We start from the raw sequence: 20,491 nt of genomic DNA, 5'->3' as shown, positions 1-20,491 counted from the left end.
CCCCGGACATGCTGCCGCTGGTCGAGCTGACCCAGGCGGAGATCGACCGGATCGTGGCCGGGGTGCCGGGCGGCGCGGCCAACGTCGAGGACGTCTACCCGCTGGCCCCCCTCCAGGAAGGCATGCTCTTCCACCACCTGCTCGCCGGCGACGGCGTGGACGCGTACGTGATGCCGACCGTGCTCGAGTTCGACTCGCGGGCCCGGCTGGACGGGTTCGTGGCCGCGCTCCAGGCCGTGGTGGACCGGCACGACGTGTTCCGCGCCTCCGTGGCGTGGGAGGGCCTGGCGGAGCCGGTGCAGGCGATCTGGCGGCAGGCCACCCTGTCCGTGACACCCGTACGGCTGCCCGAAGACGGCTCCGACCCCGCCCAGCAGCTGCTCGCGGCGGCCGGCGCGGCGATGGACATCGGGCGGGCGCCCCTCCTGGACGTGCACATCGCGCAGTCGCCCGGCACCGGCCGCTGGCTGGCGCTGATCAGGATGCACCACATGATCCGCGACCACCTGGGACTCGACGTCGTGCTCGGCGAGGTCGCCGCCTTCGCCGCCGGTCGGGGACACGAGCTGCCCGACCCCGTGCCGTTCCGCTCCTTCGTGGCCCAGGCCCGCGCCCGGGGGGACGCCGAGGAGCACGAGCGCTACTTCGCCGAGCTGCTCGGCGACGTGGACGAGCCCACGGCCCCGTACGGGCTGCTGGACGTGCGCCGGGACGGCGTGCGGACCGCCGCCGCGTGGGCCCCGCTGACGCCGGAGCTGGCCGCCCGCGTGCGCGAGGTCGCCCGGCGGCTCGGCACCAGCCCGGCGACCGTGTTCCACGTGGCGTGGGCCCGCCTGCTCGCCGTGCTCGCCGGCCGCGACGACGTCGTCTTCGGCACCGTCCTGCTCGGCCGGATGAACGCCGCCGACGGCGCCGACCGCGTGGTGGGCCCGCTGCTCAACACCCTCCCGGTACGCGTACCGGTGAACGGCCTCGGCGCCGGAGCGGCCGTGGCCATGATGCGCACCCAGCTGGCCCGGCTGTTCGACCACGAGCACGCGTCGCTGACGACGGCGCAGCGGGCGAGCCGGGTCGGAGCCGACGCCCCGCTGTTCACGTCCCTGTTCAACTACCGCCACGGCGGCGCGCAGGGCGACGGCGGCCCTGCGTTCGAAGGCGTCAGGACGCTTTTCACCCGCGAGCGCACCAACTACCCCCTGACGGTCGCGGTGGACGACGACGGCGACGAGCTGGGCCTGGGCGTCGAGGCCGCCGCGCCCATCGACCCCGGCTCCGTGGTCGCCCTCCTGCGCACCACGGTCGAGCACCTCGTCCGCTCGCTGGAGACGGTGGCCGACGGAGGCCAGGACACGCCGCTGTCGGAGGTGCCGGTGCTCGACGACGGGGAGCGCCGCCAGGCCGTGCGCGACTGGCAGGGCGAGCACGTGGCACGGGACCGGACCTCGGTGGTGGAGCTGTTCGAGGCGCGGGCGGAGGCAGCGCCGGATGCGGTCGCGGTGGTGTGCGGCGGGGTCGAGGTGACGTACGCGGAGCTGGAGGCGCGGGCGAACCGGCTGGCCCGGCTTCTGATGGTGAAGGGTGTGGGCCCGGAGCCGCCGGTGGGGGTCGTGCTGGAGCGCGGGGTCGATGTGGTGGTGGCGATGCTGGCCGTCTGGAAGGCGGGCGGCGTGTACGTGCCGATCGACGTCGAGTACCCCGCCGAGCGGATCGCGTGGATGCTGGCCGACGCCGGTGCGCGGGTCGTGGTGACCGAACGCGCGGTGGCGGGGCTGCCGTCGGCAGAGGTGGTGACGCTGGACGACTCGGCGGGGCTGCCGGACGAGCGGCCGGGTGTCGCGATCGACGGTTCGAGCCTGGCCTATGTCATCTACACGTCCGGTTCGACCGGGGTCCCGAAGGGCGTCGGGGTCGCGCATGCCGGGCTGGTGAACCTGGTCGAGGTGTTCGGCCCGGTCATGGGGGTCGAGCCGGGCGTGGGGGTGCTGCAGTTCGCCTCGTTCGGGTTCGACGCCTCCGTACTGGACGTCGTGGTGACGCTGGCACGCGGCGGACGGCTGGTGGTCGCGCTGCCTCCGGAACGGACCGACGCCGGATTGCTGCGAGACCTGCTCTCCTCCACCGGCGTTCAGGCGGCGAGTGTGGTGCCGTCGCTGCTGGAGGTCGTGGACCCGGCCGACTGGGCCGGGGTGGAGACGGTGCTGGTCGGCGCGGAGCCGATCGCGAGTGGGACGGCACGGGAGTGGGCGCGGGATCGGCGGCTGGTCAACACCTACGGGCCCACGGAGGCGACGGTGATGGTGACCGCCGGCCCGGTGGAACACGTCAACGGCGTCGTCCCCTTCGGCCGGCCCGTCGACAACACCCGCTTGTACGTCCTGGACGACCACCTGGCCCCGGTGCCCGTCGGAGTGCCCGGCGAGGTGTACGTCGCCGGCCCCCAGCTCGCACGCGGCTACGTCGGCCGGCCTGACCTGACCGCCGAGCGCTTCGTGGCGTGCCCGTTCGAGGACGGCCGGATGTACCGGACGGGCGACGTGGCCCGCTGGACCCCTGAGGGCGAACTGGTCTTCGTCGGCCGGGCCGACGACCAGGTCAAGATCCGCGGCATGCGGGTCGAGCCGGGCGAGGTAAGGGCGGTGCTGGCCACGCACCCGGACGTGGCGCAGGCGGCGGTGATCGTACGCGACGACGCGGGCGAGAAACGCCTGGTCGCCTACGTCGTCGGCGGAGAGGCCGACGACGTCAGGCGCTACGCCGCCGACCGGCTGCCCGCCCACCTGGTGCCCTCAGCGGTCGTGGTGCTCGACGAGCTGCCGCTGACCGTGAACGGCAAGCTCGACCGCAACGCGCTGCCCGTCGATACGCCGGCCGTGGCAAGCCGGGCGCCGGCCACGCCGCAGGAAGAGGCCCTGTGCGGGGTGTTCGCGCAGGTGCTCGGCAGACAGCAGGTCGGCGTGGACGACGACTTCTTCGCGCTCGGCGGCCACTCCCTGCTGGCGATCCGGCTCGTCAGCAGGATCCGCACCGTCCTGGGAGCCGACGTGTCCATCAGAACCCTGTTCGAGGCGCCCACCGTGTCCGGGGTGGCGAGTCGTCTCGGAAACCAACGGTCGACACGACCGACGTTGCGACCGATGCGGCGTGACCAGGAGGAGTCATGAGAGTTCCCTTGTCGTTCGCCCAGCGCCGGCTGTGGTTCATCCACCGGCTCGACGGCCCGAGCGCGGCGTACAACATCCCCATCGCGCTCAGGCTCACCGGCGAGGTGGACCGGGCGGCGCTGAACGCGGCGCTGCTCGACGTCATCGGCCGTCATGAGGTGCTGCGGACGGTGTTCCCCGTCGAGGGCGGTGAGCCGTACCAGCGGGTTCTGAGCGTGGCGGAGCTGGACTGGGCGCTGTCGGTCGTCGAGGTGGACGCCGCCGGGCTGGCCGAGGCGGTGGGACGGGCCAGGGAGCACGCGTTCGACCTGGCGTCCGAGGTGCCGATCAGGGCGACGCTGTTCGTGACGGGGCCGGATGACCAGGTCCTGGTGGTGGTGACGCATCACATCGCGGCCGACGGGTGGTCGATGGGGCCGCTGGCACGCGATGTGTCGATCGCCTATGAGGCCCGCTCCCGTGGCGGGGCGCCGGTGTGGGAGGCGTTGCCGGTCCAGTACGCGGACTACACGTTGTGGCAGCGGGAGTTGCTGGGTGAGGAGGACGATCCGGACAGCGTCCTGTCCCGCCAGATCGGGTACTGGCGGGAGGCGCTCGCGGGCATCCCGGAGGAACTGGATCTCCCGTACGACCGCCCACGTCCCGAAATTTCCGGCCATGTCGGGCATGTCGTGCCGCTCGACGTCCCCGCCGACGTGCACGCGCGGCTGCTGGAGGTGGCGCGGGCTGAAGGCGCGACCACCTTCATGGTGGTGCAGGCCGCGCTCGCGGTACTGCTGGCCAAGCTCGGTGCGGGCCGGGACATCCCCATCGGCGCCGCCGTGGCGGGCCGTACCGACGAGGCGCTGGACGATCTGGTCGGCTTCTTCGTCAACACGCTCGTCATCCGTACCGACCTGTCCGGCGACCCGACGTTCCGCGAAGTGCTCGGCCGCGTCAAAGAGAGCAGCCTGGACGCCTACGCCCACCAGGACGTCCCCTTCGAACGCCTGGTGGAGGAGCTGGCCCCGTCCAGGTCGCTGTCCCGCCACCCCCTCTTCCAGGTCGTGCTCACGCTCCAGAACGTGGAGGAAGCGGCCCTGGACCTGGAAGGTCTGCAGGCGGGTGGGGTGGCCGCCGAGTGGGGCGCTTCGGCCAGGTTCGACCTGGAGTTCAGCGTCCACGAGGCGTTCGGTGCGGACGGCGCTCCCGCCGGGCTGCGGGGCTCCCTGACCGCTGCGGCGGACCTGTTCGAGAGGGAGTCCGCCGGTCTGCTGGTGGCGCGGTGGGTCCGGGTCCTCGCGGCGGTGGCGGCCGACCCGCGGACGCGGCTGTCCGCGGTCCCGGCGGCCGACGCCGCGGAGCGGGACCGCGCGCTGGTCGCGTGGCAGGAGCCCCCGGCAGGCGGTGCGGCGGGCGGCGCGGCGGGCAGTGCGGCGCTGTCGCTGGTGGAGCTGTTCGAGACGCAGGCCGCCAGGACGCCCGAGGCGACGGCCGTGGTCTGCGACGGCGCCGAGGTCACCTACGCCGACCTGGACGCCAGGGCCGAGCGCCTGGCCCGGCTGCTGGCCGCGCGCGGCGTCGCCCCGGAGACGGTGGTGCCCGTCGTCCTGGAACGCGGCGTGGACGTGATCGTCGCCATGATCGCCGTGCTGAAGGCGGGCGGCGCCTACCTGCCCGTCGACCCCGGCTACCCGGCGGCGCGGGTGCGGCAGCTCGTGGCGGGCAGCGCTCTGGTCGTGGCCTCGGCGGAGACCGCAGGGCTGCTCCCCGACGGCGCCGGCCTGCTCATGGTGGACGACCCGGCCGAGGCGGAGCCGGCCCGGCGCGCCGTGCCGCACCCCGACCAGCCGGCGTACGTCATCCACACCTCAGGCTCGACCGGGCAGCCCAAGGGCGTCGTGGTGACGCACCGCAACGTCGCCGAGCTGTTCGCCGCGACCCGCGACCACTTCCGCCCGGGGCCGCGGGACGCGTGGAGCTGGTTCCACTCCTTCGCCTTCGACTTCTCGGTGTGGGAGGTGTGGGGCGCGCTGCTGTCCGGGGGCCGCGTGGTGGTCGTGCCGTACGCGGTCTCCCGCTCGCCGGAGGAGTTCCTGTCCCTGGTGGAGGAGAGCGGCGTCAGCATCCTCAGCCAGACGCCGTCCGCGTTCTACCCGCTCATGACGGCGGCGGCCAGACGCCCGCACGCCATGGCGGGCGTGCGGGCGATCGTGTTCGGCGGCGAGGCGCTGGAGGTCGGCAGGCTCGCCGGATGGTGGCCGTACCAGGGCGCCGCGGGACCGCGCCTGATCAACATGTACGGCATCACCGAGACCACCGTCCACGTCACCTTCCACGAGGTGACGCCCGGCACCGTCACCGGCGGCAGCGTGATCGGCCGCGGGCTGCCCGGACTCCGGGTGCTGGTGCTCGACGAATGGCTCGCCCCGGTGCCCCCCGGCGTCGCCGGCGAGGTGTACGTGACGGGCGGCCAGCTCGCCCGCGGCTACCGGCACCGGCCAGGCGCCACCGCGGAACGGTTCGTGGCCTGCCCCTACGGCGCGCCCGGCGAGCGCATGTACCGCTCGGGCGACCGGGCCCGCTGGACGAGCGACGGCCGGCTGGAGTACGTCGGCCGCGCCGACGCCCAGGTCAAGATCCGCGGCTTCCGCATCGAGCCGGGCGAGATCGAGAGCGTGCTGGCCGGGCACCCGGACGTGGCGCAGGCGGCGGTCGTCGTCCGCGAGGACACCCCCGGCGACCGGCGGCTGGTCGCCTACGCCGTCCCGGCCGGCGAGGAGACCGGCCTCGCCGAGCGCATCCGCCGTGAGGAGACCGGCTCCGCCGGGCCCCTTCGCGGCGGCGAGATCGGCCTCGCCGACCGGATCCGCGGCCACGCCGCCGAACGCCTGCCCGCCCACATGGTGCCGTCGGCCGTCATGCTGCTCGACGCCCTGCCGCTCACGGTCAACGGCAAGCTCGACCGCAAGGCGCTGCCCGCCCCCGAGTACGCCGTGGGCGGCCGCGCCCCGCTCGGCCCGCGCGAGGAACTGCTGTGCGAGGGCTTCGCGCACGTACTCGGGCTGGAGCGGGTCGGCGTGGACGACGACTTCTTCGCGCTGGGCGGCCACTCGCTGCTGGTGGTCTCGCTGGTGGAGTGGCTGCGCGAGCGCGGCGTCACCGTCTCCGTACGGGCGTTCTTCCAGACCCCCACCGTCGAGGGACTGGCGGCCACGGCCGGCGACCACCAGGTGACCGTGCCGCCCAACGCGATCCCCGACCACCCCGCCGCGATCACCCCGGACATGCTGCCGCTCGTCGAGCTGACCCAGGCCGAGATCGACCAGGTCGTGGCCGGCGTGCCCGGCGGCGCGGCCAACGTCGCCGACGTCTACCCGCTCGCGCCCCTGCAGGAGGGCATGCTCTTCCACCACCTGCTCGCGGGCGGCGGCGTGGACGCGTACGTGCTGGTGACCGTCCTGGAGTTCGGCTCCCGCGCCCGCCTGGACGCCTTCACCGACGCGTTGCAGCAGGTCATCGACCGGCACGACATCTTCCGCACCAGCATGGCGTGGGAGGGGCTGCCGTCGCCCGTGCAGGTGGTCTGGCGCACGGCGACGCTCCCCGTCGAGACCGTCGTGCTCGGCGGTGACCCAGACGACCCAGACGACCCGGTGAACCGGCTGGTGACGACCGTCGGGCTGTCCATGGACGTCGGCCGGGCACCCCTGCTCGACCTGCACGTCACCCAGACGGGCGACCGGTGGCTCGGCATGGTGCGCGTGCACCACATGGTGCAGGACCACCTCGGCCTGGACGTGCTGCTCGGCGAGGTCGAGGCGTTCCTGGCCGGACGCGGCGACGAGCTGCCCGAGCCGATGCCGTTCCGCGCCTTCGTCGCCCAGGCCAGGACCGGCGGCAGCGAGAGCGAGCACGAGCGCTTCTTCGCCGCGCTGCTCGGCGACGTGGATGAGCCGACCGCGCCGTTCGGCCTGCTCGACGCCCGTGGCGACGGCGTCGACATGGTCAGGACGTCCGTGGACGTGGACCCCGCACTCGAACGGCGGCTGCGCGAACGCTCCAGGCAGCTCGGCGTCAGCCCCGCCACGGTGCTGCACGTCGCCTGGGCCCGCGTGGTGGCCGCGGTGTCCGGGCGCGACGACGTGGTGTTCGGGACAGTGCTGTTCGGCCGCATGAACGCGGGCGCCGGCTCGGACCGCGTGCCCGGCCCCTTCATCAACACCCTCCCCGTACGCCTCCAGGTGAACGGCATCGGCGCGGCCGAGGCCGTCACGGTCATGCGCCGCCACCTCGCCGACCTGCTCGCCCACGAGCACGCCCCCCTGGCGCTGGCCCAGCGCGCCAGCGGCGTCACCCCCGACACGCCCCTGTTCACCTCGATACTCAACTACCGGCACAACGTCGGCGGCGGCCGCGACCGCGCCGCGCAGGACCCGTTCGAGGGCATCAGGACCGTCTTCACCAGGGAGCGCAACAGCTACCCGCTGTCGGTGTCGGTCGACGACGACGGCGCCTCACTGCGGCTCGTGGTGGACGCCGTGGCGCCGATCGACCCGCGGACGGTGTGCGGGTTGTTCGCCACGGCGGTGGAGGGTCTGGTGGCGGCGCTGGAATCGGAGGCGCCGCTGGCGGCGGTGCGAGTGCTCGACGCCGAGGCGCGGCGGCAGGTCGTGGAGGAGTGGAGCGGCACCGAGGCCGCTTCGGTGGAGGGGTCGGTGGTGGGGTGGTTCGGGGCGCGGGCTGGTGAGATGCCGGATGCGGTGGCGGTGGTGTGTGGGGGCGAGGTGTTGTCGTTCGGTGAGGTGGAGTCGCGGGCGAATCGGTTGGGGCGCTTTTTGGTGGCGCAGGGTGTTGGGCGTGAGTCGGTGGTGGGGTTGTGTCTGCCGCGCGGGGTGGATGCCGTGGTGGCGATGCTGGCGGTGTGGAAGGCGGGGGGTGCTTTTCTGCCGGTTGATCCGGCTCAGCCTGCTGAGCGGATCGGGTTCATGCTGGGCGACAGTCGTGCGGTGCTGGTGCTGGGTCTGAGCGAGGTGCTGGATGAGCTGCCCGCCGGTCGGGTGCGGATGGTCGCGCTGGACGATCCGCTGGTGCAGGTGCAACTGTCGATGCTGGAGGAGTCTGCTCCCGCTCTGAGCCTGTCGGTGCAGGGCCTGGCGTATGTGATGTACACGTCCGGCTCGTCGGGCAAGCCGAAGGGTGTGGCGGTCACGCATGGGGGGCTGGCCACTTATGTGGGCTGGGCGGTGCGGGCGTATCAGACGGATGGCGGGGCTCCGGTGCATTCGTCGTTGGGGTTCGACTTGACGGTGACCAGTGTGTGGGTGCCGCTGGTGGCTGGGGCGCCGGTGCGGATGAGCGTCGAGGGCGGCGCGGAAGGCTTGGCGGCCCTGCTGAGCGAGAACTCCTTCGGCCTGGTCAAGGTGGTGCCCGGGCATCTGGCGCTGCTGAGCGAGCTTGTGCCGGCGGAGGTTCTCGCCGGTGCCGCCAGGACCTGGGTCGTGGGTGGCGAGGCGCTGAGCGGGGCGGATGTCCGTCACGTCGGCCCCGTCGTGGTGAACGAATACGGCCCGACGGAGACGGTGGTGGGCTGCTGCACCTTTGAGGTGCGGGCGGGCGACGAGGTCGAGGATCGGGTGCCGGTGGGGCGTCCGACGCCGGGGACGCGGCTGTTCGTGCTGGATGGCAGGTTGGAGCCGGTGCCGGCGGGCGTGGCGGGGGAGCTTTATGTCGCCGGTGATCAGGTGGCGCGCGGCTATGTGGGCCGTCCTGGGTTGACGGCGGAGCGGTTCGTGGCGTGTCCGTTCGGAGGCGGGCGGATGTATCGCACGGGGGACGTCGCCCGGTGGCGTGCCGGCGGGGTGCTGGAGTTCCTTGGGCGGGCCGATGAGCAGGTGAAGATCCTCGGCTACCGCATCGAACCCGGTGAGGTTCAGGCGGTCGTGGCCGTACATCCGTGGGTGGCACAGGCTGCGGTGATCGCGCGGGACTCCCGCCTGGTCGCTTACGTGGTCGCCGAGGAGGAGACGGACGATCTACCAGAATCGGTGCGGGCCTTCGTGGCCGCCAGGCTGCCGGAGTACATGGTGCCCTCGGCCGTCGTGGTGCTGCCCGCGCTGCCGCTGACCGCCAACGGGAAGCTGGACCGGCGGGCGTTGCCCGCCCCCGAGCATGTGGCCGTCGCCGGTCGTGAGCCCGCCACCGAGCAGGAGGCGGTGTTGTGCGGGTTGTTCGCCGAGGTGCTGGGCGTGTCCGGCGTCGGGGTGGATGACGACTTCTTCGCGCTGGGCGGGCACTCGCTGCTGGCCGTGCGGCTGGTCAGCAGGATCAGAGCGGTCCTGGACGTAGAAGTGGAGATTCGCGTCCTGTTCGACGCGCCGACGGTCAGAGGTCTGGCCGAGCGGTTGGCGGAGGCGGACGTGGCGCGGCCTGCGTTGACGGCGTGGGAGCGGCCTGAGCGGGTGCCGTTGTCGTTCGCGCAGCGCCGGTTGTGGTTCATCCAGCAGTTGGAGGGGCCGAGTGCGACGTACAACATTCCGACGTCGCTGCGTCTGAGCGGTGAGGTGGATCGTGCGGCGCTGGGTGCGGCGTTGCGGGATGTGATCGGTCGTCATGAGGCGCTGCGCACGGTGTTCCCGACCGCGAACGGTGAGCCGTACCAGCGCGTTCTGAGCATGGGCGAGCTGGAGTGGGAGCTGCAGGTCGTCGAGGTCGCGCCGGAGGAGGTTCAGGGTGAGGTGGCGCGGGTGTTCGCGCACACCTTCGACCTGGCGTCCGAGGTGCCGATCGCGGCGTGGCTGTTCGTCACCGGCCCGGACGAGCACGTGCTGGCGGTCGTCATGCACCACATCGCCGGCGACGGCTGGTCCCTGGCGCCGCTGGCGCGGGACGTGTCGATCGCCTACGAGGCCCGCTCCCATGGCCGCGCACCTCGATGGGACTCGCTGCCGGTCCAGTACGCCGACTACGCCTTGTGGCAGCGGGAACTGCTGGGAGCCGAGGACGACCCGGGCAGTGTGCTGTCGCGGCAGATCGGGTTCTGGCGGGAGGCGCTTGAGGGCGTCCCGGAGGAGCTGGCGTTGCCGGTGGACCGGCCGCGTCCGGCGGTCCCGGGTTACCGGGGGCATGGGGTGCCGGTCGAGGTGCCGGCCGAGGTGCACGCGCGGCTGGTCGAGGTGGCCAGGGCCGAGGGCGCGACCACGTTCATGGTTTTGCAGGCCGCGCTCGCGGTGCTGCTGGCCAAGCTCGGTGCGGGCCGGGACATCCCGATCGGGGCCGCGGTGGCGGGCCGTACCGATCAGGCGCTGGACGATCTGGTCGGGTTCTTCGTCAACACGCTGGTCATCCGGACCGACCTCGCGGGCGACCCGACGTTCCGCGAGGTGCTGGGGCGCGTCAAGGACGCGAGCCTGGACGCCTACGCCCACCAGGACGTGCCCTTCGAGCGCCTGGTGGAGGAGCTGGCCCCGTCCAGGTCGCTGTCCCGCCACCCCCTCTTCCAGGTGGCGCTCACGCTGCAGAACACCATCGACGCCGAGCTGGACCTGCCCGGCATGCGGTCGTCCGGCCCGACCCCCGGAGAGGTGGCCGCGAAGTTCGACCTCGACCTGACCATGACGGAGCTCCTGGATCAGGACGGCGCACCGGCCGCCCTGCACGGCACGATCGTCGCCGCCGCGGACCTGTTCGAGAGGGGGTCGGCCGAGCAGCTCGGGGAGCGGTGGGTACGGGTGCTGGCGGCGGTGGCGGCGGATCCGCTCACCCGGCTGTCGGCCGTGGACGTCCTCGGCTCCGGCGAGCGGGACCGGGTGCTGGCCGAATGGAGCGAGCCCGGCACGCGGGCCAGGCCGCGGCCGGTGACCGAGCTGTTCGAGGCGCACGCCGCGCGGGATCCAGAAGCGACGGCGGTCGTGTGCGGCACCCAGCAGCTCGGCTTCGGCGAGCTGGACGCGCGGGCGAACCGGCTCGCCAGGCGGCTCGCCGACCAGGGCGTGGGGCCGGAAATCCCGGTCGGCGTCCTGCTGGAACGCGGAGTGGAGCTGGCCGTCGCCTTCCTGGCCGTGCTCAAGACCGGCGGCGTCTACGTGCCGCTGAACACCGGCTACCCGTCTGCCCGGCTGGCCCACATGCTGCGCGACAGCGGCGCGGCCGTGCTGGTCACCGACGCCGGTCTCGAGGACACGGCGGCGGAGCTCATAAACCACGGGTGCCGGCTCGTCGTGGTCGACGACGGGCAGGAGGAGACGTACCGGTGTCCGGTGGAGGCGGGGAACGCGGCCTACGTGGCGTACACGTCCGGCTCGACCGGCGTCCCCAAGGGCGTCGCGGTGCCGTACGGCGCGCTCGCCGCGTACGTGGCGGCCTGGGAGCACGCGCTGGCCGGCGTCGGCGGCCCGGGACCCGTGCTGTCGATGGCCGCCGCCGGGTTCGACGTCTCCATCGGCGACATGGCGCGCAGCCTCTTCCTGGGCCGGCCCGTGGTCTTCCTGCCGCCCGGCGACCTGTCGGCCGAGCTGCTGCACCACGCACTCGCGGCGGGCGGCGTGGAGATCGCCGAGATCGTGCCGGGCAGCCTGCTGCGCGAGCTGGCCGTCCACTGCCGCACGGCCGGCCGGCTCGACCGGCTCCGGCTGCTCATCTCCGGCACCGACCTGTGGACGTACGAGGCGCTGACCGGCACGGTGGCCCAGGTGAGCGCGACCGCCGCGCCCGCGAACGTCTTCGGCGTCACCGAGGCCGCGATCGACTCCCTGCTCATGACGCTGCCTCCCGGCTCCGCCCCGGCCGGTGACGACCTGGTGCCGGTCGGCCGCCCGCTCGCCGACGTCGGCGTGCTGGTGCTGGACGAGTGGCTCGCCCCCGTCCCGGCCGGCGTCCCAGGCGACCTGTACGTCCGAGGCGCGGGCCTGGCCCGCGGCTACGTCGGCCGTCCCGGGCTGACCGCAGAACGGTTCGTGGCCTGCCCCTTCGGCGGGCGCATGTACCGGACCGGCGACCTGGCCAAGTGGACCGAGGACGGGCTGCTGGTGTTCCTCGGCCGTACCGACGACCAGGTGAAGATCCGCGGGTTCCGCATCGAGCCCGGCGAGATCGAGAACGTCATCGCCGGCCACCCGGGCGTCCGCCACGTTGTTGTCACCGCCCGCGAGGACGTCCCCGGCGACGCCCGCCTCGTCGCCTACGTCGTGCCGGACGGTGAAGGCGTCGAAGCCGGCGCCATACGCGCCTTCGTCGCCGAGCGGCTGCCCGGCCACATGGTGCCGTCGGCGGTGGTCGTCCTCGACGCGCTGCCGCTGACCGTCCACGGCAAGGTGGACCGCAAGGCCCTGCCCGCGCCCGAGTACGCCGGCGGCTCCGGCCGCCCGCCGGCCAACGCTCGCGAGGAACTGCTGTGCGCGGCGTTCGCCGAGGTGCTGGGGCTCGACCAGGTGGGCGTGGACGACGACTTCTTCGCCTTGGGCGGTCACTCCCTGCTCGCGGTGTCACTGGTCGAGCGGCTGCGGACGCGGGGCGTGTCGGTGTCGGTACGCGCGCTGTTCGAGACGCCGACGGTGGCCGGGCTGGCCACCGCCGCCGAGACGGAGCAGGCGCCCGTCCCGCCGAACCTGATCCCGGCCAGGGCGGAGACCATCACGCCGGAGATGCTGCCGCTTGTCAGCCTGTCGCAGGCGGAGATCGACCAGGTCGTGGCGGGGGTCGAGGGCGGGGCGGCGAACGTCGCGGACGTCTATCCCCTCGCGCCGCTGCAGGAAGGGCTGCTGTTCCACCACCTGCTCGCGGGTGGTGGCGGGGACGTCTACATGCGGCCGGTCGTCCTGGAGTTCCCGTCGCGGGAGCGGCTGGACGAGCTGGTCGGTGCCTTGCAGCGGGTGATCGACCGGCATGACGTCTTCCGTACGTCGCTGGCCTGGGAGGGGGTGCGGGAGCCGGTCCAGGTGGTGTGGCGGCGGGCCGCGCTACCGGTGGTGCCGGTGGAGCTGGACGGCTCGGACGATCCCGTCGCGGAGCTGGTGGCGGCGGTGGGGATGTCGATGGACCTCGGGCGGGCGCCGTTGCTCGACGTGCACGTGGCGCAGGCCGGGGATCGGTGGCTGGCGCTGGTACGGGTGCATCACCTCGTGCAGGACCACCTGGGCCTGGAGATCCTGCTGGACGAGGTGGGGGCGTTCCTGGCGGGGCGTGGTGGTGAGCTGGGCGAGCCGGTGCCGTTCCGCAACTTCGTCGCGCAGGCGCGGGGCGGGGTGAGCGAGGAGGAGCACGAGCGCTTCTTCACGGGGCTCCTGGGTGACGTGGAAGAACCTACGGCGCCCTTCGGGGTGCTGGACGTACGCGGCGACGGGGCCGACGTGCGGCGCGCGGCGGCGGACCTCCCGGGCGAGACGATCGGACGGCTGCGCGAGGTGTCGCGGCGGCTCGGGGTGAGCCCGGCGACCGTGATGCACGTGGTGTGGGCCCGGGTGCTGGGGGCGGTGTCGGGGCGTGTGGACGTGGTGTTCGGGACGGTGCTGTTCGGGCGGATGAACGCGGGGGTGGGGGCTGATCGGGTTCCTGGTCCTTTCATCAACACGCTGCCGGTGCGGGTGCGGCTGGGTGCCGGGGTCGGTGAGGTGGTGTCCGGGATGCGCGGGCAGCTGGCCGGGCTGCTGGTGCACGAGCACGCGCCGCTGGCTGTCGCGCAGCGTTCGAGCGGGGTGCCCGCCGACGCGCCGCTGTTCACCTCGATCCTCAACTACCAGGGGAACGTGAGCGACGGCAGCCCGCCGGCCGCCTCCCCGCTCGACGACATCAAGATCGTTTATTCGCGGGACCTCACCAACTATCCGCTGTCGGTGGCGGTGGACGACCGGGGCGACGCGATGTCGGTGGTGGTGGATGCGGTCGCCGGGGTGGACGCGGAGGTCGTGGCCGGGCTGGTGTGCACGGTCGTGGAGAACGTGGTCGAGGCGTTGGAGTCGGCTCCGGACACCTCATTGGCAGAGGTGGGGGTGCTGGACGCGGCGGATCTTGAGCGTTTGGCTTCCTGGGGCACGGGTCCTGAGGGTTCGCTTGCGGGGACGGTGGCGGAGCTGTTCGAGGCGCAGGTGGATCGGGATCCGGCTGCGGTGGCGGTGGTGAGCGACGGCGTGGAGGTGTCGTTCGCCGAGGTGGAGGTCCGCGCGAACCGGCTGGCTCGCGCGCTGCTGGGCCGCGGGGCAGGCGCGGAGTCGGTCGTGGCGGTGGCGCTGGAACGCGGGGTCGATCTGATCGTCTCGCTGCTGGGGGTGCTGAAGGCGGGCGCGGCTTATCTGCCGGTGGATGTCACTTACCCGGAAGCGCGTATCGAGTCGGTGATCAGCCAGGCTGGGGTGCGGGTGGCGGTCGCGTCGCCGGGGACGATGGACTGCCTGCCCGACGGCGTCGACGTGGTGCTTTCTGATGACCCTGAGCTCGCGCAGCTGGCGGGCGGCCGGTTGTCAGCGGACGAGCGGGGTGTGCTGCGTGTCGATCAGGCGGCGTATGTGATGTTCACGTCCGGTTCGACGGGGGCGCCGAAGGGTGTGGTCGTATCCCACGCCGGGATCGGTGCGCTGATCGAGGGGCAGCAACGCTGGCTGGGTATCGGGCAGGGCTCGCGGGTGGCGCAGTTCGCGTCGCCGGGCTTCGACACCTTCGGCTGGGAGTGGCTGGGGTTGTTGTCGGGGGCGTCGTTGGTGATCGTGCCGGAGGGGGCGCGGTTGGGTGAGGCGCTTTTGCGGGCGCTTACCGTCTTCGGGGTGTCGCATGTGACGTTGCCGCCGGCGGTGCTGGCGGGGCTGGACCCGGTGGGGCTGGATGCGAGCGTGACGGTGACGGCGGCGGGTGAGGCGTTGACGGCGGCTGTGCTGGAGGGTTGGGGTGCGGGCCGGCGGATGTTCAATTCCTATGGGCCGTGCGAGACGACGGTGGATGCCACCTTGTGGCAGTGCGGCTCGCAGCGGGTGGCGATCGGGCGGCCGGTCATCGACACCCGGGTTTGGGTTCTGGACGAGCGGTTGGTGCCGGTTCCGGTTGGAGTCGCCGGCGAGGTCTATGTGGCGGGGCCGGGGGTGGCGCGCGGGTATGTGGGCCGGCCGGGGTTGACGGCCGAGCGGTTCGTGGCGTGTCCGTTCGGGGGTGGGCGTATGTATCGCACGGGCGATGTGGCGCGCTGGGATGACGGTGAGCTGGTCTACGTCGGGCGGGCGGATGAGCAGGTGAAGATCCGCGGGATGCGGATCGAGCCCGGTGAGGTCCAGGCGGTGATCGCTGCCTGCGAGCTGGTCACCGAGGCGGCGGTGGTGGCGCGTGAGGACAGCCCAGGGGACAAGCGGCTGGTCGCTTACCTGGTGCCCGCCACACGACCCATCGACGTGGAGGAGGTGCGGCGGTTCGCGGGCGAGCGGTTGCCGGAGTTCATGGTGCCGTCGGCGCTGGTGGTGCTGGATGAGCTGCCGCTGACGGTGAACGGCAAGCTCGACCGAGGCGCGCTGCCCGCCCCCGAGTACGCCGCCGGCCAGGGCCGCAAGCCGGCCACCCCGCAGGAAGAGGTCCTGTGCTCGGTGTTCGCCCAGGTCCTCGGCCTGGAGCGCGTCGGCGTGGACGACGACTTCTTCGCGCTGGGCGGGCACTCGCTGCTGGCGGTGCGGCTGGTCAGCAGGATCAGGGCGGTCCTGGGGGTGGAGGTGGAGATCCGGGTCCTGTTCGAGGCGCCGACGGTCAGGGGGCTGGCGGAGCGGTTGGCGGAGGCGGATGAGGCTCGGCCTGCGCTGACGGCGCGGGTGCGGCCTGAACGGGTGCCGTTGTCGTTCGCGCAGCGCCGCCTGTGGTTCATCCAGCAGTTGGAGGGGCCGACCGCGACGTACAACATTCCCGTGACGCTCCGTCTCGCCGGTGAGGTGGATCGCGACGCACTCGGCACGGCGCTGCGCGACGTCATCGACCGGCACGAGGTGCTGCGGACGGTGTTCCCGGCCGCCGACGGCGAGCCGTACCAGCGGATCCTCAGCATGGACGAGCTGGACTGGGAGCTCTCCGTCGTCGAGGTGGCCCCCGACGAGCTGCAGGAGGCGGTCCGGCGCGTGGAGACGTACGCGTTCGACCTCGCCTGTGAGGTGCCGATCCGGGCGTGGTTGTTTGTGGCCGGTTCGGAGCAGGCATTGGTGGTGGTGACGCATCACATCGCGGCGGACGGGTGGTCGATGGGGCCGCTGGCGCGGGACGTGTCGGTGGCGTACGAGGCACGCCGCGCGGGACGGGCCCCGGCCTGGCAGCCGTTGCCGGTCCAGTACGCCGATTACGCCTTGTGGCAGCGGGAGTTGCTGGGGGAGCGGGACGATCCGGGCGGTGTGCTGGCGAAGCAGGTCGGCTTCTGGCGGGAGGCGCTGGACGGGATCCCGGAGGAGCTGGCGTTGCCGGTGGATCGGTCGCGTCCGGCTGTCGCGTCGCATCGAGGCGTGGAGGTTCCGCTGTGGGTGCCGGCGGAGGTGCACGCGCGGCTGGGTGAGGTGGCGCGGGCTGAGGGCGTGACGATGTTCATGCTGTTGCAGGCGGTGCTGGCGGTGATGCTGGCGAAGCTGGGGGCGGGGCGGGACGTGCCGATCGGGTCGGCGCATGCGGGCCGGTTGGATGAGGCGCTGGATGATCTGGCGGGCTTCTTCGTCAACACGCTGGTGATCCGGGCGGATGTGTCAGGTGACCCGTCGCTTCGGGAAGTGCTGGGGCGGGTGCGGGAGGCGGCGCTGGGGGCGCTGGCGCATCAGGACGTGCCGTTCGAGCGGTTGGTGGAGGAGCTGGCCCCGTCCCGGTCGCTGGCCCGGCATCCGCTGTTCCAGGTGATGCTCACCGTCCAGAACAACACCGACGCCACCCTGGACCTGTCCGAGGTGGCGGCGTCCGGCATGGTCGCCGGAGAGGTGTCCGCCCGCTTCGACCTCGACTTCAACGTCGGTGAGGTCTTCGACGAGCAAGGAGCCCCGGCCGGACTCAGGGGGTCGCTGATCGCGGCGACCGACCTGTTCGACGAGAGCACCGCCCACGGGTTGGTGCGGCGATGGGTGCGGCTGCTTGAAAGGTTCGCGGAGGACGCCTCCGTCCGGCTGTCCGAGATCGACGTGCTCGACGCGACCGAGCGCCGGCAGGTCGTACGCGACTGGCAGGGCGAGCTCACCCCGCGCACGCCCACGTCCGTGGTGGAGCTGTTCGAGGCGCGGGCGGAGGCAGCGCCGGATGCGGTCGCGGTGGTGTGCGGCGGGGTCGAGGTGACGTACGCGGAGCTGGAGGCGCGGGCGAACCGGCTGGCCCGGCTTCTGATGGTGAAGGGTGTGGGCCCGGAGTCGCCGGTGGGGGTCGTGCTGGAGCGCGGGGTCGATGTGGTGGTGGCGATGCTGGCCGTCTGGAAGGCGGGCGGCGTGTACGTGCCGATCGACGTCGAATACCCGGCCGACCGCAGGGCCTGGATGCTGGCCGACGCCGCACCGGTCGTGGTGCTCACCGACGGAAGGCTGGAGACGCCGCCCGAGGTCGGGCGGGTGACGCTGGACGACTCGGCGGGGCTGCCGGACGAGCGGCCGGGTGTCGCGATCGACGGTTCGAGCCTGGCCTATGTCATCTACACGTCCGGTTCGACCGGGGTCCCGAAGGGCGTCGGGGTCGCGCATGCCGGGCTGGTGAACCTGATCGAGGTGTTCGGCCCGGTCATGGGGGTCGAGCCGGGCGTGGGGGTGCTGCAGTTCGCCTCGTTCGGCTTCGACGCCTCCGTACTGGACGTCGCCGTGACCCTGAGCCGGGGCGGCCGGCTGGCGATCGCCGGGAGGAGCGAGCGCATGGACACGGCACTCCTCAAGGACCTGCTGACCTCCGCCGACGTCCGTGCGGCGAGTGTGGTGCCGTCGTTGCTGGAGGTCGTGGACCCCGCCGATTGGACGGGGGTGGAAACAGTCTTGGTCGGTGCCGAGCCGATCGCGAGCGGGACGGCGCGGGCCTGGGCTCAGGACCGGAAGCTCGTCAACACCTACGGGCCCACGGAGGCGACGGTGATGGTGACCGCCGGCCCGGTGGAACACGTCAACGGCGTCGTCCCCTTCGGCCGCCCGATCGACAACACCCGGCTGTACGTCCTGGACGACAACCTGGCCCCGGTGGCCCCGGGCGTCGCCGGCGAGGTCTACATCGCGGGCGTCCAGGTGGCGCGCGGCTACGTCGGCCGGCCTGACCTGACCGCCGAGCGCTTCGTGGCGTGCCCGTTCGAGGACGGCCGGATGTACCGGACGGGCGACGTGGCCCGCTGGACCCCTGAGGGCGAACTGGTCTTCGTCGGCCGGGCCGACGACCAGGTCAAGATCCGCGGCATGCGGGTCGAGCCGGGCGAGGTAAGGGCGGTGCTGGCCACGCACCCGGACGTGGCGCAGGCGGCGGTGATCGTACGCGACGACGCGGGCGAGAAACGCCTGGTCGCCTACGTCGTCGGCGGAGAGGCCGAGGACGTCAGGCGCTACGCCGCCGACCGGCTGCCCGCCCACCTGGTCCCCTCAGCGGTGGTCGTGCTGGACGAGCTGCCGCTGACCGTCAACGGCAAGCTCGACCGCAACGCGCTCCCCGCCCCGCAACAGGAGACCACCACGGCCGCCGGCCCAGTGGGGCTGCACGAGGAGCTGTTGTGCGCCGCCTTCGCCGACGTGCTCGGCAAGGAGCGGGTCGGCGTCCACGACGACTTCTTCGCGCTGGGCGGGCATTCGCTGCTGGCGGTGCGGCTGGTGAGCAGGATCCGCGCCATCCTCGGCGTCGAGGTGCCGATCAGGACGCTGTTCGAGCACCCGACCGTGTCGGGGCTGGCCGCCGGGATCGCCGGAGCCGGCGCGGCCAGGCCGCCGCTGGCCGTCCGCGGCCGCCCGGAGCGGGTGCCGTTGTCGTTCGCGCAGCGCCGCCTGTGGTTCATCCACCGGCTGGAGGGCCCGAGCGCCACCTACAACCTGCCCACGTCGCTGCGCCTGACCGGCGAGATCGACACGGAGGCGCTCGACGCGGCCCTGCGCGACGTCATCGCCCGGCACGAGGTGCTGCGGACGGTGTTCCCGGTCGAGGGCGGCGAGCCGTACCAGCGGATCCTCGGCATGGACGAGCTGGACTGGGAGCTGCCGGTGGTCGGCGTGGCGCCCGATGAGCTGCATCAAGCGGTGACGCGAGCCGAGCAGCACGCCTTCGACCTGGCCTCCGAGGTGCCGATCAGGGCGTGGCTGTTCGACGCCGGGCCGCAGGAGCAGGTGCTGGTGGTCGTCGTGCACCACATCGCCGGCGACGGCTGGTCGATGACCCCGCTCGGACGTGACCTCTCCCTGGCCTACGCCGCCCGCCGCGCCGGGCAGGCCCCGCGGTGGGAGCCGCTGCCGGTCCAGTACGCCGACTATGCCCTGTGGCAGCGCGACCTGCTGGGCGACGAGGACGACCCGGACAGCCTGCTGTCCCGCCAGGTCGCCTACTGGCGGGAGACGCTCGCCGGTGCACCGGAGGAGCTGACGCTGCCCAGCGACCGCCCGCGCCCGCCGGTGGCCGGCCACCTGGGTCACGTGGTGCCGCTGCACGTCCCCGCCGAGGTGCACGCGCGGCTGCTGGAGGTGGCGCGGGCCGAGGGCGTGACGCCGTTCATGGTGCTCCAGGCCGCGCTGGCCGTCCTGCTGTCCAGGCTGGGCGCGGGCCGCGACATCCCGATCGGCACCGCCAACGCGGGACGCACCGACGAGGCGCTGGACGACCTGGTCGGGTTCTTCGTCAACACGCTGGTCCTGCGTACGGACCTGTCCGGCGACCCCACCTTCCGCGAGGTGCTGGCCCGGGTCCGTACGGCGAGCCTGGGAGCGCTGGCCCACCAGGACGTGCCATTCGAACGCCTGGTGGAAGAGCTGGCACCGGCCCGGTCGCTGGCGCGGCACCCGCTGTTCCAGGTGATGCTGACCCTGCAGAACGTCGCCGACGCCGACGTCGACCTCCCCGTGACCGGCGCGACCCCGGGCGGGGACGCCCGGCTCCAGCCGGCCGCCAAGTTCGACCTGGAGCTGAACCTCAGGGAGACGGCGGACGGGCTGCGCGGCGCGGCGATCCTGGCCGCCGACCTGTTCGAGGCGGGGACGGCGGAGCGGTTCGCGCAGTGGTGGGCCAGGGCGCTGGCCGCGGTGGTGGCCGCGCCCGGCACCCGCCTGTCGCAGGTGGACGTGCTGGACACGCGCGAGCGTGACCTGGTGCTGCACCGCTGGAACGACACCGGAGCCCCGCAGCCAGGCGGCTCGCTGGTCGAGCTGATCGAGGCGCAGGCGGTCCGGACGCCCGGCGCGACGGCGGTGGTCTTCGACGGGGCCGAGCTG

General features: G+C 72.9%; 2 protein-coding genes (both running past the window's edge). Both read left to right on the top strand.

Annotated elements, in window-relative coordinates:
• Positions 1 to 3,161, top strand: partial view of a non-ribosomal peptide synthase/polyketide synthase gene (locus AB0K12_RS27635; protein ID WP_364567111.1) — the 3' portion only. The gene continues 18,877 nt to the left of window position 1, outside the view; 3,161 of the gene's 22,038 nt are visible here — the last part of the coding sequence; its start codon lies beyond the left edge, outside the window; its stop codon occupies positions 3,159 to 3,161.
• On the top strand, positions 3,158 to 20,491 hold the 5' portion of the coding sequence (locus AB0K12_RS27630; protein ID WP_364567108.1) for a non-ribosomal peptide synthase/polyketide synthase. It continues 4,782 nt past the right edge of the window; the window shows 17,334 of its 22,116 coding nt (coding positions 1–17,334); it begins with the start codon at positions 3,158 to 3,160; the stop codon falls past the right edge of the window. The genes AB0K12_RS27635 and AB0K12_RS27630 overlap by 4 nt, the downstream gene beginning before the upstream one ends.

The sequence above is a fragment of the Nonomuraea sp. NPDC049419 genome, from assembly GCF_040676995.1.
In the GTDB taxonomy this organism is placed as follows: domain Bacteria; phylum Actinomycetota; class Actinomycetes; order Streptosporangiales; family Streptosporangiaceae; genus Nonomuraea; species Nonomuraea salmonea.
Note: the sequence above shows the minus strand (reverse complement) of the source record. Positions and strands in the feature narration are given on the sequence as shown.